General features: G+C 44.3%; 18 protein-coding genes. 13 read left to right on the top strand and 5 right to left on the bottom strand.

From position 1 onward, the window contains the following. Positions 1-4: 4 nt before the first annotated feature. The 9 genes from ACZ5LF_RS09900 to ACZ5LF_RS09860 all read left to right on the top strand — a co-directional run bounded on the left by ACZ5LF_RS09900 (position 5) and on the right by ACZ5LF_RS09860 (position 7,592). The gene (locus tag ACZ5LF_RS09900) at positions 5-643 is read left to right on the top strand and encodes a riboflavin synthase (protein WP_380569208.1); all 639 of its coding nucleotides are present in this window, start codon (positions 5-7) and stop codon (positions 641-643) included. Then, on the top strand, positions 636-1,808 hold the full coding sequence (gene ribB, locus ACZ5LF_RS09895; RefSeq protein ID WP_380569209.1) for a 3,4-dihydroxy-2-butanone-4-phosphate synthase: 1,173 nt from the start codon (positions 636-638) through the stop codon (positions 1,806-1,808). The genes ACZ5LF_RS09900 and ribB overlap by 8 nt, the downstream gene beginning before the upstream one ends. Positions 1,809-1,820: 12 nt before the next feature. Continuing rightward, positions 1,821-2,285, top strand: coding sequence for a 6,7-dimethyl-8-ribityllumazine synthase (gene ribH, locus ACZ5LF_RS09890; protein WP_380569211.1), 465 nt, complete (start codon positions 1,821-1,823; stop codon positions 2,283-2,285). 121 nt (positions 2,286-2,406) lie between these two features. Continuing rightward, the gene (locus ACZ5LF_RS09885) at positions 2,407-2,820 is read left to right on the top strand and encodes a FixH family protein (protein ID WP_380569213.1); all 414 of its coding nucleotides are present in this window, start codon (positions 2,407-2,409) and stop codon (positions 2,818-2,820) included. A 100-nt stretch (positions 2,821-2,920) separates the two neighbouring features. Next, positions 2,921-3,598, top strand: a complete 678-nt coding sequence (locus ACZ5LF_RS09880; RefSeq protein WP_380569214.1) for an SDR family oxidoreductase — start codon at positions 2,921-2,923, stop codon at positions 3,596-3,598. A gap of 138 nt (positions 3,599-3,736) precedes the next feature. Next, positions 3,737-4,705 (top strand): ABC transporter permease, encoded by a 969-nt coding sequence (locus tag ACZ5LF_RS09875; protein WP_380569216.1) that lies wholly within the window; start codon positions 3,737-3,739, stop codon positions 4,703-4,705. Further along, complete coding sequence (locus tag ACZ5LF_RS09870; RefSeq protein ID WP_380569218.1) at positions 4,698-5,657, top strand: iron chelate uptake ABC transporter family permease subunit; 960 nt, start codon at positions 4,698-4,700, stop codon at positions 5,655-5,657. The genes ACZ5LF_RS09875 and ACZ5LF_RS09870 overlap by 8 nt, the downstream gene beginning before the upstream one ends. Beyond that, positions 5,654-6,463, top strand: coding sequence for an iron ABC transporter ATP-binding protein (locus ACZ5LF_RS09865; protein ID WP_380569220.1), 810 nt, complete (start codon positions 5,654-5,656; stop codon positions 6,461-6,463). The genes ACZ5LF_RS09870 and ACZ5LF_RS09865 overlap by 4 nt, the downstream gene beginning before the upstream one ends. A 94-nt stretch (positions 6,464-6,557) precedes the next feature. Further along, the gene (locus ACZ5LF_RS09860) at positions 6,558-7,592 is read left to right on the top strand and encodes a siderophore ABC transporter substrate-binding protein (protein ID WP_380569222.1); all 1,035 of its coding nucleotides are present in this window, start codon (positions 6,558-6,560) and stop codon (positions 7,590-7,592) included. Between the two features lie 26 nt (positions 7,593-7,618). Here ACZ5LF_RS09860 and murB read toward each other — a convergent pair whose 3' ends face one another. Then, positions 7,619-8,560, bottom strand: coding sequence for a UDP-N-acetylmuramate dehydrogenase (murB, locus tag ACZ5LF_RS09855; RefSeq protein WP_380569224.1), 942 nt, complete (start codon positions 8,558-8,560; stop codon positions 7,619-7,621). A 154-nt stretch (positions 8,561-8,714) separates the two neighbouring features. Here murB and ACZ5LF_RS09850 point away from each other — a divergent pair, with 154 nt between their 5' ends. Next, positions 8,715-9,611: an EMYY motif lipoprotein gene (locus ACZ5LF_RS09850; RefSeq protein ID WP_380569225.1), complete on the top strand. Its 897-nt coding sequence runs from the start codon at positions 8,715-8,717 to the stop codon at positions 9,609-9,611. A gap of 11 nt (positions 9,612-9,622) precedes the next feature. On the opposite strand, the gene ACZ5LF_RS09845 is transcribed toward ACZ5LF_RS09850, so the two are convergent. Continuing rightward, complete coding sequence (locus tag ACZ5LF_RS09845) at positions 9,623-9,862, bottom strand: hypothetical protein (RefSeq protein ID WP_380570014.1); 240 nt, start codon at positions 9,860-9,862, stop codon at positions 9,623-9,625. A gap of 114 nt (positions 9,863-9,976) precedes the next feature. Between ACZ5LF_RS09845 and ytxJ the strand changes: the two genes are divergently transcribed. Next, positions 9,977-10,297 carry a bacillithiol system redox-active protein YtxJ gene (ytxJ, locus tag ACZ5LF_RS09840; RefSeq protein WP_380570013.1) on the top strand — a complete coding sequence of 107 codons (321 nt, stop codon included), beginning with the start codon at positions 9,977-9,979 and terminating at the stop codon, positions 10,295-10,297. A gap of 24 nt (positions 10,298-10,321) precedes the next feature. Here the strand turns inward: ytxJ and gdpS are convergent, their stop codons facing one another. Both gdpS and ACZ5LF_RS09830 read right to left on the bottom strand, forming a co-directional pair. Further along, positions 10,322-11,368, bottom strand: a complete 1,047-nt coding sequence (gene gdpS / locus ACZ5LF_RS09835; RefSeq protein WP_380570012.1) for a GGDEF domain-containing protein GdpS — start codon at positions 11,366-11,368, stop codon at positions 10,322-10,324. Positions 11,369-11,390: 22 nt separating this feature from the next. Next, positions 11,391-12,344, bottom strand: coding sequence for an LCP family glycopolymer transferase (locus ACZ5LF_RS09830; RefSeq protein WP_380570011.1), 954 nt, complete (start codon positions 12,342-12,344; stop codon positions 11,391-11,393). Positions 12,345-12,490: 146 nt separating this feature from the next. Between ACZ5LF_RS09830 and ACZ5LF_RS09825 the strand changes: the two genes are divergently transcribed. Further along, positions 12,491-13,543 carry a glycosyltransferase family 4 protein gene (locus ACZ5LF_RS09825; RefSeq protein WP_380570010.1) on the top strand — a complete coding sequence of 351 codons (1,053 nt, stop codon included), beginning with the start codon at positions 12,491-12,493 and terminating at the stop codon, positions 13,541-13,543. Here ACZ5LF_RS09825 and ACZ5LF_RS09820 read toward each other — a convergent pair whose 3' ends face one another. Further along, positions 13,544-14,176 (bottom strand): YigZ family protein, encoded by a 633-nt coding sequence (locus ACZ5LF_RS09820; RefSeq protein ID WP_380570009.1) that lies wholly within the window; start codon positions 14,174-14,176, stop codon positions 13,544-13,546. 97 nt (positions 14,177-14,273) lie between these two features. On the opposite strand from ACZ5LF_RS09820, the gene ACZ5LF_RS09815 reads away from it, so the two are divergent. Continuing rightward, positions 14,274-15,146 (top strand): DegV family protein, encoded by an 873-nt coding sequence (locus ACZ5LF_RS09815; protein WP_380570008.1) that lies wholly within the window; start codon positions 14,274-14,276, stop codon positions 15,144-15,146. Positions 15,147-15,237 lie beyond the last annotated feature (91 nt).

Here is a 15,237-nt window from a genome sequence, read left to right as displayed (position 1 = left end):
GGATATGTTTACAGGAATAATTGAACAAGTGTGCGAAGTGGAAGAAGTCGAAGATACAGGACAGCATACCCGAATGAGGGTAAAAAAAGGCATGTTTGATGATCTGAAAATCGGCGACTCCATAAGCATTGACGGTGTCTGTCTGACTGTAACCCATCTGGATGATGAATGTTTCACAGTCGAAATGATCAACAAGACCAAAAATATTACAAATCTCGGCCCGATACACCCAGGGAGCATGGTGAATCTGGAGCGGGCATTGACCATGAACACGAGACTTGGCGGACACTTCGTTTCAGGCCATGTTGATGGTGTCGGCAAGGTGATGCATAAAGAAGCCGATGGCAGCGCGGTTAATATGTATATCCAATGTCCTGGGGAGTTGATAAAATATATGACGGACCGGGGTTCTATCGCAATAGACGGCATCAGCCTGACATTATTTGGAGTGCAGCCCGAGCGTTCCGAAATCATCATCAGCCTGATACCTGAAACACAATCCAGTACGACACTTGGAGGCAAGGCGCCTGGTGATGCCGTTAATATAGAGGCAGATATGCTGATGAAGCATGTAGAGCATCTATTATCCTGGGAAACTTTAGAGGCTAGAGGGACGAGGAAAGAGGAGGCACCCCATGTTTGATTCGATTGAAGCGGCTCTACAGGATCTTAAGGACGGAAAACTGATTATCGCAGTAGACGATGAAAACCGGGAGAACGAAGGAGATCTCATCGGTATTGCAGAATTCATCAGCGAAGCTGAAGTGAATTTCATGGCCACTCACGGCCGCGGACTGATATGTGCGCCGATTTCAGCCGACATTGCTGAGGAGGCAGGACTCTCCCTGATGATTGAGGATAGCAGCGATCCTTATAAAACTGCATTTACGGCATCCATCGACCACAAATCATCTACAACTGGCATCAGTGCACATGAACGTTTCAAGACAATCCAGGCCCTGACCGGCAAAACTGTCAATCCAACTGAGTTCAATCAGCCGGGCCATGTCTTTCCGCTCATAGCAAAGGGAGGAGGTGTCCGGGAACGCATGGGACACACCGAGGCCTCCGTGGAACTTGCACGCCTTACAGGCGCCTCCCAAGTCGGGGTCATATGTGAAATCATGAATGAGGATGGCACGATGGCACGCGTTGACGACCTAGTTGAATATAAAGGGAAACATGGCCTCAAGATGATTACAATCGAGGCATTGAGAAAATATGTTGAAAGGAAAAGAGCGGTCACTCTGGAAACAAGCATAAATATGCCAACCGAATACGGTACGTTTAAAGTTTACGGTTTTATCGATAAAGGGACCGGACAGGAACATCTTGCGCTGGTACATGGAGAGGTGGGCAATAAGACCAACGTCAGAATCCATTCGGAATGTCTGACTGGTGATGTTTTCCGCAGCCTTCGCTGTGATTGCGGTGCGCAGCTCGAAAAAGCCATGAATATCATGAGCCGTGAAGATGGTGTCATATTATATATGAGGCAAGAAGGCCGGGGCATTGGTCTGATCAATAAGATGAGGGCCTATGAATTGATAGAAGATGGTTATGATACAGTCAGTGCGAATGAGCATCTTGGCTTCGATGCAGATCTGCGCACATATGATGCAGCTGCAGAAATGCTCCGGCAATTGGGCATCGACCATGTTACCCTGTTCAGCAACAATCCAAGCAAGATCAAGGGGCTTGAGGCTGAAGGGATAAAAGTACAGCACAAAAGCCATATCGTTGAATCGAATCTAATCAATCAGGATTACTTGAAGACCAAAAAAACGAAGCTTGGACATATGCTTTAGGAGGAAATGATAATGAATAAAATAGAAGCCAATATGATAGGGACTGATCTGAAAATCGCGATTGTCGCGGGACGGTTCAATGATTTCATCACTTCCAACCTCGTTACCGGTGCCGAAGGTGCTTTGCTCAGCCATGGCATCAAATCTGAAGACATCGAACTGTTTCATGTGCCGGGGGCTTTCGAAATCCCGCTCATCGCCAAGACCCTGGCCGACTCGGGGAAATATGATGCGATTGTAGCATTGGGATGTATAATCCGAGGGAGCACCACCCATTATGACTATGTGTGCAATGAAGCGGCCAAAGGCATTTCAAACGCTTCTATATCCTCAGGTATACCAGTCATGTTCGGGCTGCTTACTACCGAAACGATTGAGCAGGCAGTGGAGAGGGCCGGCACAAAAGCAGGCAATAAAGGGGCCGACGCAGCACTCGGCGCAATTGAGATGGCTAACTTGATGAAGAAGATAATATAATCATTCCACAGACTTCCTGAATGGACCGATATATTTCAGATAACGTTCATATTTATGGACGCTAAAGCGCTTCTTTCCATGGTACGCTGTAAAATATATACTAAATAAGGAGATGTAGCGAATGAATTTGAAAGTAGGTTTTTTCACGGCCTTAACCTCAGGAGTCCTGTTGCTTTCCGCCTGTGGCGGCGGTGCAGACGACGATCATGGAATGAGCCACGAAAACTCAAGTGGTGATGAAATTAAATCACTGGAAGCCAGTTTGGAAGTGCCTGAAACGGTGGAAGCTGGTGAAACGGCTGAATTTATCGCGCATGTCACGTCCAATGATGAAGATGTGACAGATGCCGACAAGGTTGTGTTTGAAGTCAAAAAAGATGAGGAAAGCATAGAGAAGATTGAAGCTGAACATTCAGAAGCAGGTGCATATATGATTGACTATACCTTCGATGAACCGGGTGACTATGTAGTCATATCACACGTCGACGCCTTCAGTCTCCATACGATGCCGCAAGAGGAAGTGACGGTGGAATAGACCGTCTGAGGTGCCATCCTTCAGTTTGTAAAGCAGCTGTTTAAGGTTTACAATAGAGGTAGCATTTATCTAGATATGGCGCTTTAATCAGGAGGATAAGATGAATTTGAAAGAGAAGACTTATGTAGTGTCGGATGCTGCTACTCCCCTAGGCAGGGAACTGTCGATGCATCTTGCGCAGGAGGGGGCCAACGTCATTTTGGCGGGGGTGGATTACGCTGAGTTGGAAAATCTTTTTGAAGGTCTAAATCAAAGTTCTGAGGGCACGCACAAAGTGGTGTTTTTGGAACAGGCGAAAGAGATAGATTGGGTAGCGACGGTTGAGGAGATCCAACAGGATTACAATACATTGAATGGCATCGTATTGGTTCATAGGATCTTTACGGAGAACCGTTCCGTCTATGATGTATCATTCGACGAATTCAACCAGGTAATGTATGAACATGTATGGGGGACTTATCTCGGCATACGTACATTACGGCCGATGCTGAAGGATGAGAGTGATGCGAAGATCATCAATGTGATTGAACCGTCATTTGAAGATGTCTTCGAAAGGAACCTCTACTACACAGTTACAGGCGCAATCGAGGCATTGACACATTCTACCGCTGCCGAACTGCGGAGGGAAGATGTGGATGTGTACGCCTTAAGCTACAGGCCTTCCATCCGCTATGAAGAATCAGGGGGGCGCTCTTATCACGAAGCGCTCAGCACAATAATGGCCATCCTATACGGGGAAGAGAACATGCCGAATGGAGAAACCATTATAATCAATTAAACAACTGGATACCATCTGATGCCAATCGGGTGGTTTTTTTATTATATTGGATTTTGAATGCTTGAAATTGGAGCATTGACGTGTATAATTGAACATGTGGTTATCGCTGATAATCATTATCAATTAAGGTGGATTAAAATGATATATAAACTGTTCAGGCTAGACATCATGATCATATTATTGATAGTACTTTCGATTGTCTCGATGTTTGTCGGGGTGGTTGAACTTTCTCCGGGAGATCTATTTAATTTGACGGAGAACCAGAAGAATATCATTATGGAAAGCCGCTTGCCGAGAACAGTTGCGATTATCATTTCCGGTGCATCACTCAGTGTTTCCGGCCTGATTATGCAGCAATTGACACGCAATAAGTTCGTCTCTCCAACGACGGCTGGTACTATGGACTGGGCACGTCTCGGTATATTATTGGCCCTCATGTTCTTTCCGACTGCCAGTCTGCTCGTCAAACTGATTTTCGCGTCGGCACTCAGTCTTTTGGGGACGATGCTTTTTATGCAGATTATTCAACGGGTCCAATTTAAAGATGTGGTATTCGTTCCATTAATTGGTCTGATGTTGGGTAACGTTGTTGCCAGTGTAGCGACATTCCTGAGCCTGAGGACGAATTCGATTCAGTCATTATCTAGTTGGCTGCAAGGTGATTTTTCCATAATCATTTCTGGACGATACGAAGTATTATACATAAGCATTCCTTTTCTCATCATTGCATTGTATTATGCGAATCAATTTACAATTGCGGGGATGGGTCGCGACTTTTCAAAAAACCTGGGACTCAATTATCAACGCGTGATGAATATTGGGTTGCTTATCACTGCTGTAATTACAGCATTAGTGGTGGTCACAGTGGGCATGTTACCATTTCTTGGTCTGATTATCCCGAACATCATTTCACTATTCCGGGGTGATCACCTGAAGAACACAATTTTTCTGACTGCTGTGCTTGGTGCCGTTTTTGTCATGATCTGTGACATCCTTGGACGCATCATCATCTTCCCGTATGAAATTTCCATCGGCTTGATGATTGGTGTCATAGGAAGCTTCATCTTCCTGATTATGGTCTTCAGGAGGGTGAGATCCAATGCATGATAAGAAGAACAACAGGCGACTCATCATTTTTGCAGCTGCAGCACTCATCATTGCAGGGCTCTACACATTCTATCAGTTGAACTTCGATATACTCTATTATCAGTTGCCGTCACGTCTAAACCGTGTGGCTACTATGATCATTGTGGGCGTAGCGATTGCCCTGTCAACCGTGATCTTTCAGACCATAACCAAAAACCGTATTTTGACTCCATCAATAATGGGGCTCGATTCCGTCTATCTATTTATACAGACGGTAATAGTATTTGTTGCAGGCGCACGCTCTCCTCTGATTACGAACGACAATGTGAATTATCTGGTCAGCATGATCGGGTTGGTAATCTTTACTGTATTCGTCTTCAGGTACCTGTTCAAGATGACAGGGAACCATGTATTCCTGCTGCTGCTGATCGGCATCATTCTGGGTACATTCTTCAGCAGCCTGTCGACATTCATGCAGATGCTCATCAATCCGGATGACTTCCTCGTACTGCAGAGCTCAATGTTTGCCTCATTCAATGCAATCAATGAACAGCTGCTCTGGATTACCGGTGGCATCGTGCTGATTATGCTTCTTATAGTACTGAAGGACTTCCATTCACTTGATGTCATCACATTAGGCCGGGATCATGCAATAAACCTGGGTGTCAACTATGATAGGAAGGTGTCCCAGCTGCTTCTCATCATTGCGGTGTTGGTCTCGGTATCTACCGCGCTGGTTGGTCCTATAATGTTCCTCGGTTTGCTTGTCGTAAACTTGGCCCACGAGGTGTTCAAGACATATAAACACCGTTACCTGCTTATCGGCAGTTCACTCATTGCAGTGATTACACTGCTGGTCGGACAGATTTTGACACAGTATGTATTCAACCAGGCAGTCGAAATCAGCGTAATCATAAATCTTGTAGGTGGCGTATACTTCATCATATTAATGCTTAAGGAGAGTCGAAGATGATCGATCTTAAAGGTATTTCCAAATTCTATGGCCAGAAAAAAGTAGTCAACGACGTATCCGTTTCAATTGCCAAGGGTAAGGTGACCTCTTTCATTGGCCCGAACGGTGCAGGTAAGAGTACAGTATTGTCCATGGTCACACGTCTTTTGAACCATGATAGTGGAGAAGTTCTCCTGGAAGGTAAAAACATACTCAATGCTCCAAGCGATGCCCTAGCCAAGAAGATTGCGATCCTAAAGCAGTCCAATAATATGGATCTGAAGATTACTGTCAGGGAACTGATCTCTTTCGGTCGTTTCCCTTATTCAAAAGGTCGTCTTACGCAAAAAGATAATGAAATCATAGATGAAGCCATCAGCTATATGGAATTGGAAGAGTTTGAAGACCGTTATATCGACGAACTGTCAGGTGGGCAGAGGCAACGTGTCTATATAGCCATGACAATCGCCCAGGATACAGAATATATTTTCCTGGACGAGCCCCTTAACAACCTTGATATGAAGCATTCTGTGCAGATAATGCAGATTTTAAGGCGTCTCGTGCGTGAACGCAACAAAACAATTATTATAGTGATACATGATATAAATTTTGCTTCATGCTATTCAGATAACATTGTTGCAATGAAAGATGGCAAAATCGCAGTCAGTGGCAAAAAAGATGATGTCATCAGAAAAGAGGTTCTAGAAGACATCTATGAGATGGATATCAATATAGAATGCATCTATGGACAGCAGATATGCGTCTATTTCGATGAGCATGAGAATGCAACTGTAGATGATTTCATCGAGGACCAGGCACGTGCCTAATACGAACATAGACATTAAGGGAGGTGATGGGTTCTTACCGGATATATGGATGTTTTTAGTGGGGGCTAAAGACACATAGGAAAGAGGAATGGAAATGAAGAAATTTTATTTATTGCTAGCGATCATGATGATCATGATCCTTGCCGCTTGCGGCAATACTGAAGGAACATCGGAAGAAGAAGCAGCCGAAGGTTCAAGTTCAGATAAGGAAACAGTTGAGGTCAAGAATAATTATATGATTTCTGACGAGTCTTCCGATGACGAAGAAGCGAGTGAGGAAGTTTCCGAAACGGTTGAAGTGACGAAAAACCCAGAAAGTGTAGCTGTATTCGATTATGGTGCACTCTCTACAATCGATGAGCTCGGAGAAGCCGATAGTGTAGTCGGCCTACCTAAAGGTGAAGGAACAAGTACCATACCAGATCAACTCGATAAATTTTCTGATGATAAATACGAGAATCTGGGTACTCTGAAAGATCCGAACTTTGAAAAGATCGCAGAACTTCAACCTGAAGTAATTCTTATTTCAGGTCGTCAGGCGACTTCTCAGATGGTAAGCGAATTTGAAAAAGCGGCACCGGATGCTAAAATTCTATATGTTTCTCCATCCAGTGAGAACTACTTCGATGATATCCGTCATTATACAGAAATGCTCGGCAAGATCTATGATAAATCTTCTGAAGCAGAAGCACTTATAGAAGACTTTGATGCAAAAATTGAAGAAGTCAAAGAAAAAGCTGAAAATGCTGATGAATCGATGATGTTCGTTATGGCTAATGAAGGAGAACTTTCAGTATTTGGTCCTGGAGGACGCTATGGTTTCCTATACGACAATCTTGGCATCAAACCATCAGATGATGAGACTGCCGATAAAGGACATGGACAAGCAATAAGCTATGAATATATTAATGATAAGAACCCAGACATCATTTTGGCGTTGGATAGAGGAAGTGCCATAGGTGGAGAATCTTCATCTGGCGACGTATTGGATAATTCAGTCATGCAGAACGTGGATGCGATTGAAAATGACAAGGTCGTAGAGCTTGATGCGAAACTTTGGTATCTTGCTTCAGGTGGCGTAATGACGACCATCGGCCAGCTAGAAGAAGTAGAACAAGCTTTGGAATAATAAAAAAAGACCCTTAGGGTCTTTTTTTATTGTTCATAGCGTTTGGATTGTCTGTAGACAGGTTCGCCGATAATCCGGACTTCCCGGTTCAACCAGACACCGAATTCACTGAAGACTTTGTCTTGTACATGTTGTATCAGTTCTTCATAGTCACTGGCAGAGCCGCTGTCGACGTTGACCATGAAGCCAGCATGTTTCTTTGAAACTTCCACGCCACCGATGCGATAGCCCTGAAGACCGGCATCTTGGATAAGTTTACCAGCAAAATTCCCCGGTGGTCTTTGAAAGACACTACCGCAGGAGGGATACTCCAAGGGTTGCCTCCGTTCCCGCCGTTCCGTAAGATCATCCATGACAGCTTGTATATCATCCTTGTTTCCCGAGCTCAAGGCAAACTTAGCCTCCACCACTACATAACCATTTTCCTGCACCACACTTTTCCTATAACCGAGTCCAAGTTCGCCATTTTTAAGGACGATCTTTTTACCAGACTCATCAAGGACAGTAACTTCCAACAGACAATCTTTCACTTCTCCGCCATATGCTCCGGCATTCATATAGACAGCACCACCGACACTACCTGGAATACCGCATGCAAACTCGAGGCCTGACAGCGAATAGTCCCTGGCAAAGTTTGAAGCATCGATGATGGCGCGACCGCTGCCGATCGTCAAAACATCCGCATCGACTTCTATATGGTCCAACTTAAGCATATTGAGAACAATGCCTCTGATGCCGCCATCACGGATGATGATATTTGAACCATTGCCTAAATAGGTAACCGGGATACCATTATTGTAGCTGTATTCAAGAACGCGGGAAGCTTCCTCAAAATCATATACTGTGACATAGAAATCTGCTACTCCGCCAGTCTCGGTATATGTATATTTTTTTAGGGGCACATCAGTTTTAAACGTACCTTTGACAAGTAAAGCACTTAAATTTTCTGCAATTTTTTTGTAATCCACCTTAATATGTCCTTTCAAGAGAAAATACCTACATAATATTATAATGTAATGGCTCACACATTGCCAATGGAATTGGCGGGCGCTTCCATTATGTGCTATATTTTATTTGTTGTGCGAGCTTAAGAATCCATAATTATAGGAAAGTGTGGCCTCCATGCATATGAAAAAAGGTATCATAGGCATAATCTTCATGGCTTTATTCCTGTTGGCGAGCGGTTGCGACAGAGGATTTCAAGCAAATTATGACGAGTATATGGGTGATATGAGTACCATCCATGAATTAGACGAAGAATTTAACGAAAAAATAAATCAGATTGACCTTGAAGCCTTGGTTGAAGAAACATCAGCAAGGGACCCGGAGGTTGATTTGGACAAACTCTCTTCCCTCAATGACATGCTCAGTGAAGAAGTGGAACCGCTCATTGAAGAGATGAACACGGAAATGGAGCAAGTCGAAGTGGTAGAAGAGGATTTACGGGAGATTCATGAAACCTACAAAGAGAGTTTGGAATTGAAAGGGAAATTTGTTGATGAGTTAAATGGATATGTCGAAACATACTATAAATCTGCGCTGTCAAATGAGACATTGATAGAGTTGAGCCAGACGTTCATGGAGAATCAGGAAGAGCGGGATCAGGTGATTGAAGACCTCCGAAAGGGTGAGGAGGGGGGCGAAACTGATGAATTAATCAAACAGATAAATTCAAACAGTGAAGAACTGGATGGAAAATCAGAGCAGCTTAAACAAAATGAACCGCGTGATGATAGGACCACCTACATCAACGAAGTGATATTGCCGCTTGTAGATAGGCACATCCGCTCCCTCAACCAAGTGAACCTCGAAACTGAAATTGCTATGCAGGTGAGGAGTTTGACTCTGGAGATGTATTACGGTTTCGAAAAATATTATCAGGAACGCACGAAGGCCATGGAGTATAACGAGCAACTCCAACAACTTCAGCTCCAGAATATCCTACCTTATAAGAGCACCTACAGTCAGTTGGACGACCAGTACTGGAAAGGTCTGAAGGAAATAGAAGACGGGCTCTAAAAGCCCGTCTTCTATTTCTTATTCTCTTCAGACTGGTTATCATGCATAGGATGGTTCGGATCCTTTTCAATCTTTGAAATGAAGATGTTCCGTAGGATTACCGTAACAATCCAGAAAGCGAATACAGCAAGAAGAATGATTGTAACAGTCGCATTATTTTCAAAATCAAGCATGAACAAAAGGACGATGATCAAAAGAGATGCATTTATAGTATCCAGAAATGTACATCTTTTCAGTGGTTTGTTATTCATATGAATCCTCCAATCGAAGTCATTATAACATAATCCATAATCGGATTTGCCAAATAGTAGCATAAATGATAAGTTATTAAGAGCTTAATGAGAAGTTAATGAGAAGGTGATGAAATGATAACCAAGACAACATCGATTGAGTCATTTCAAAAGTTGTTGCAGGAAAAAAAGAATTTTTTCTTCATGAAGCATAGCAGTACTTGTCCAATTTCAGCAGCTGCCTTCGAAGAGTTCCAAAAATTCCATTATGAAAGGGATATGGACGGCTATTATCTTATCGTACAAAATAACCGTGATCTCTCCGATTATATTGCAGAGAACTTCAACGTAAAACACGAATCGCCGCAGGCGTTCTATTTTGAGGATGAAGAAGTGAGATGGCAAGATTCGCATAATAACATTACACTTAAAAACCTTTCTGCCGTTGAAGATTAAAACCAGGACAATGTCCTGGTTTTTTTATAATGGATTGAACATCACTCTATTCTCTCCCTGTTTCTTCGCGGCGTGAAGCATATCATCTGCCTCCTTGAACAACCTGCCTTTCGTTTCCGGGATCACGGGTTGATAGGCGATGCCTATGGACACCGTCAGCCGGACATTCTCGGTTTCGCTGACATGGAAACGCGCCCGCTCTACGCTATTGCGAATCGCTTCAGCCAGGCGCACCGTACGGTCGAATGAGAGGTCTTTCATCACCATCGAAAACTCTTCTCCGCTACTCCTGTATAAAGTGCCGCCACTCGGTACATGATTATCCAGTAGATGGGCCATCTGTTTAATCAGGGCATCGCCAGAAGTATGGGTATATTTATCGTTGATCAGACTGAAATTGTCTATATCAATAAGCAGAAGGCTGAGTGTATCGGATTCGTCCATGAGTTCGGTGACCGCATTATCAAGGGATTTAACATTGCCGAGTTGGGTCAGGAAATCTTTGTACTCTTCTTCTTCATACCGTTTCAAAAGGGCAAGGATGGCATTTACGTCTTCATACATCATCACGGCAGTAAACATCACCACCGTACTTGCCCCGATGAACAGAAACATCTGCCATAAGGTAAGGGGCTGAACGAACATATGAATGCTGATTACGTAAAACAGCGTAAAGATGACGGTGGTTGCTGTCAGTGATTGTAGTTTCCGGATACGGACGAAAGGCAGAATCATCATGATGAAAAAATAAAGGATGAAGAATATCAGATAGATCTGCCACTCGAAATCAAAGATAATATGATGAAAGAGGTAGACGACCCCGACAGCGCCGATGATGAGGTGTGTGGCGCTGTACTTGATCAGGATCAACAAAGGTATGAAATATAGGCTGAACGTCATCCCCGCCAAGTGCAGCGGCACCATCAACAGCAGAACAGCTATGGTGGTCATCAGCAGCGCCTGGAAAACATCGGAATCCATGAATTTGCGATCTTCGATATACTGCAGGCGATGGAACAGGTAGATACCACTGATCGTGATGGATATATTGAGTACGAAATCGATGAGCATGCCTGTCCCTCCTAAATCTTAACTATTCCAGATCTAGATTTTCACGTAATTCATTTCTAGTCGAATTAAATGAAGAATCGTCAGGAATAAAATACCATAGACCATCGTCCAGCCTCTGATCCGTCCCTTCAAGAGTCAGACGTTCTATATTTTGCGCAGCCTTCTGATAGTTGGAACGAAGAGCATTCATTTCCTTGAACGGGATATTAGTACGGACATTCTCACCCATGACATCCAGGATTGAACCGAAGTTTGCTACTGTTTTAAGGCTAAGCATTTCCTGGCCGATGCTTTCAACTACCTGCTGTTGTCTCTTCTGTCTCCCCGAGTCGCCGCCCGCACCTTCGGATTTACGGCTTCTGGAAAAGGCGAGAGCCATATCCCCGTCCATCTCATAGGTTTCGCCAGCTGTAAACTGGTAGCCGGATTGTTCGAAGGTGTCTTCGCTTGTAACCGTGATGCCACCAAGTTCATCGACTATGGTGGTGAACCCATCCATATTTATCGAGAGGAAATGGTCTATCGGCATATCGAGGAAGTTTTCCACTGTACGGGAAGCCATCTCAGGGCCACCGTAGGCATAGGCGTGGTTGATCTTCTCCACTGTGTCGCGGCCTACAATCTCTGTACGTGTGTCCCTCGGTATGCTGAGCATGCGGCCTTCATCAGTGTTCGGGTTGAGCGTCACCACCATGATGGTGTCGGAACGTTGGCCCATGCCACTTGCATTCCGCGACTCATCATCATCGGTTCCGAAGAGGACGACGGAGATGGGGTCGCCGTCTTTGAAGCTTACATCCGTCTCCCTGAGGTCTGAGGTTTCTGATGTGAACTCATCATCATACATGTCATTTGCAGCACCTTTCAACTGCAGATATACATAAGCGAAAATACCGATCAATACGATGACTGAGATTATGAGCAGAGTAAGTAATATTTTGAGGACGGGATGCATCCCGCCTGTTCTTCTATTCATATTAGATCTCCTTTTTCTTGATTAAGATAATTATACAATGAATTTGAGTGTAATTAAAATTATATATGTAGTAAGATTGATGACCGATACATAATTGAAGGTTAGTATGATATAGTGGGTTGGAGATAACTAGTGATGGTGATGGAATGTATACTCTATTTTTATTGACGGTTTCGTTTCTTATTTCATTGATTCTGACACCGCTCTTCATATGGGTTAGTCGTAAATTTGGTTTTGTCGACTATCCAAACAACAGAAAAGTCCACCGGACCCCAATTCCATACCTTGGGGGTGTGGTGATTTTGATATCGTTCATTATTGGTGTCATCATCTCACGTCCGATAGAAGCTGAATACAAGGCAATCATATTCGGCGGAATCGTCATCGTGATTGTAGGCATCATTGATGATAAATATGATCTTAAACCTGGCCTTAAGCTAGTAGGGCAGATTGCAGCAAGTCTGGTCCCGGTATTTTATGATGTGGTGATCGACAGTGTGACTCCATTTGGCATCGAAATCGAATTCGGTATATTCTCCATTCCGATAACCATCATCTGGATAGTCGGCATCCTGAATGCGATCAATCTGATAGATGGGTTGGATGGGCTTGCTACAGGAGTCTCCGTAATCGCCCTTTCAAGTATCGCGTTCATCACGATTCTCCAGGGCAATATTTTTGTTATGATGATCTGCGCAATCCTTATCGGAGCGTGTATCGGGTTTCTGGTCTACAATTTCCATCCAGCAAAGATATTTCTTGGTGATAACGGGGCGATGCTGCTTGGTTTCATAATCAGCGTGGTATCGTTGATGGGCTTTAAGAACATCACCCTCATTTCACTGTTCTTCCCGATCATCATTCTCGCAGTTCCTTTCATCGACATGTTCTTCGCTGCGTTAAGAAGGTATCGCAGTAATGTCTCCCTGGTCAAAGCAGACCGTAGCCACATCCACCACCGGCTGCAGAATCTTGGGTATTCGCATGCTGAAAGTGTAGTGTTGATCTATTTCATCGCGCTCCTCTATTCCGGTGCAAGCATCATCCTCTATTTTTCTACGATACCTGGTGCCATCATCATGTCGCTGCTTTTGATCCTCACAACCGAGATAATCGTTGAGGCGATCAATCTGGTGGACAGTGACTGGAAGCCGGTCCTTAACTTTGCCAGAAAGATTTTCCACCGCATACTGCCATAATCAGCTGACGGCACTTTCAGTTTGGATGATATCCATCTCTTCCAGGTTGGAAGTGTCTTTTGTGATTTCTTTGAGACGGGTGCGGAAAAACTCCATATCATCAATTTTCACGTGGAGTAGGTATGCAACCTTATCGGTATATGAAATGTCCTTGATTTCAATATCCGTATCAGCAATTGTGTGCTCGAACCTACTGGTATAGGTATAATCCATGGTCACTCTGCATGGCACTACATCGATTTCGATCACTTTGCCTGCTGCCTCAACTGCTTTGGCTGCAGCTCCGGAGTACGCACGTATCAGTCCGCCAGCCCCTAACTTTATCCCGCCGAAGTAGCGGGTGACTACCACCGTGACATTATAAAGAGCTTCTCTTTTCAACACTTCCAGTATGGGGACGCCTGCTGTGCCTGAAGGTTCACCATCATCATCCGCCTTTTGGACCATTGCACTCTTTGTAATGATGTATGCGCTGCAGTTATGGGTCGCATCCCTATGCTCTGCCTTGATTGAAGCGATGAATGCCTTTGCTGCTTCTTCTGTATCGGTGCGTGCAATGTATGTGATGAAGCGTGATTTATTGATGACGGTTTCAACAGATTCATCGGTTCTGTTCATATATTCTTGTTCCATCCATTTCACCTCTTAAAAATATATTAACACATGGACGAAAGCGATTGGAATGTAGTAAACTGTTATCAAGTGTGAATCGGTAATTGGAGGGGCGAGTATGAAAATAGCGGTGGTTGTGGACTCTACGTCCTATCTGCCCGAAGGGCTAAAAAAGAAGTATGATATCCGTACCATCCCTCTTAATGTAGTCATTGGAGATACAGCCTATAGGGAAGATGAAGATATAGATGCAGACGCATTCTTTGAAAAGATGAACGAGATGGCCGACCTGCCTGGCACCAGTCAGCCGTCGATAGGCGACTACATCCTGCTCCTTGAAGCTTTGAGGAGCGAGGGATATACAGACGTCATCAGTGTGCATCTGTCGAGTGAGATAAGCGGAACCTATCAGAACGCCATGGCAGCCGGAGAGAGTGTCGATGGAATCAAAGTCCATGCCGTCGACACAGAGATTGCCTGCTATGTGCAGGGCTTCATGGCTCTTTATGCGGCTCAGCATAAGGACGACATGCCCTTGGATGGTTTGATGGATCGGCTGGAGGACATGAAGCGGAAAAAGCATACGAATGCTTATTTCGTAGTAGACACATTGACGAACCTTCAGAAGGGAGGGCGCCTATCGAACGCCCAAGCAATGTTAGGCAGCCTGCTGCAGGTCAAGCCGATACTGGAATTCCAAGATGCGAAGATCGTACCCTTCGAAAAGATACGAACTAAAAAGAAGGCTTTAAAACGCGTAGAAGAACTCTTTGCGAAGGAAATGGAAAAGCATAAAGGTAAACCGGTGACTGCTGTGGTCATCCACAGCAACGCAGAAGAAGAGGGTAGGCGTTGGATGGAGAAGCTCCAGTCGGAGTATCCGGATGTTACGTTTAGATTGAGTTATTTTGGCCCTGTCATTGCGACGCACCTTGGTGAGGGTGCGTTGGGCTTGGGTTATACCACTTTTGAGGTGGATACAGAATATTAGTGAGAAGGCGCAGTTTGTTTACTGCGTCTTTTTTTAATGGGAAAGGGAGTGGATAAATGATATTGGAGCGGACAGGTACAATACTCTTTAA

It is taken from the genome of Salinicoccus siamensis (genome assembly GCF_055391965.1).
The sequence above is the reverse complement of the archived record's forward strand: the minus strand, read 5'-3'. Positions and strand labels throughout refer to the sequence as shown.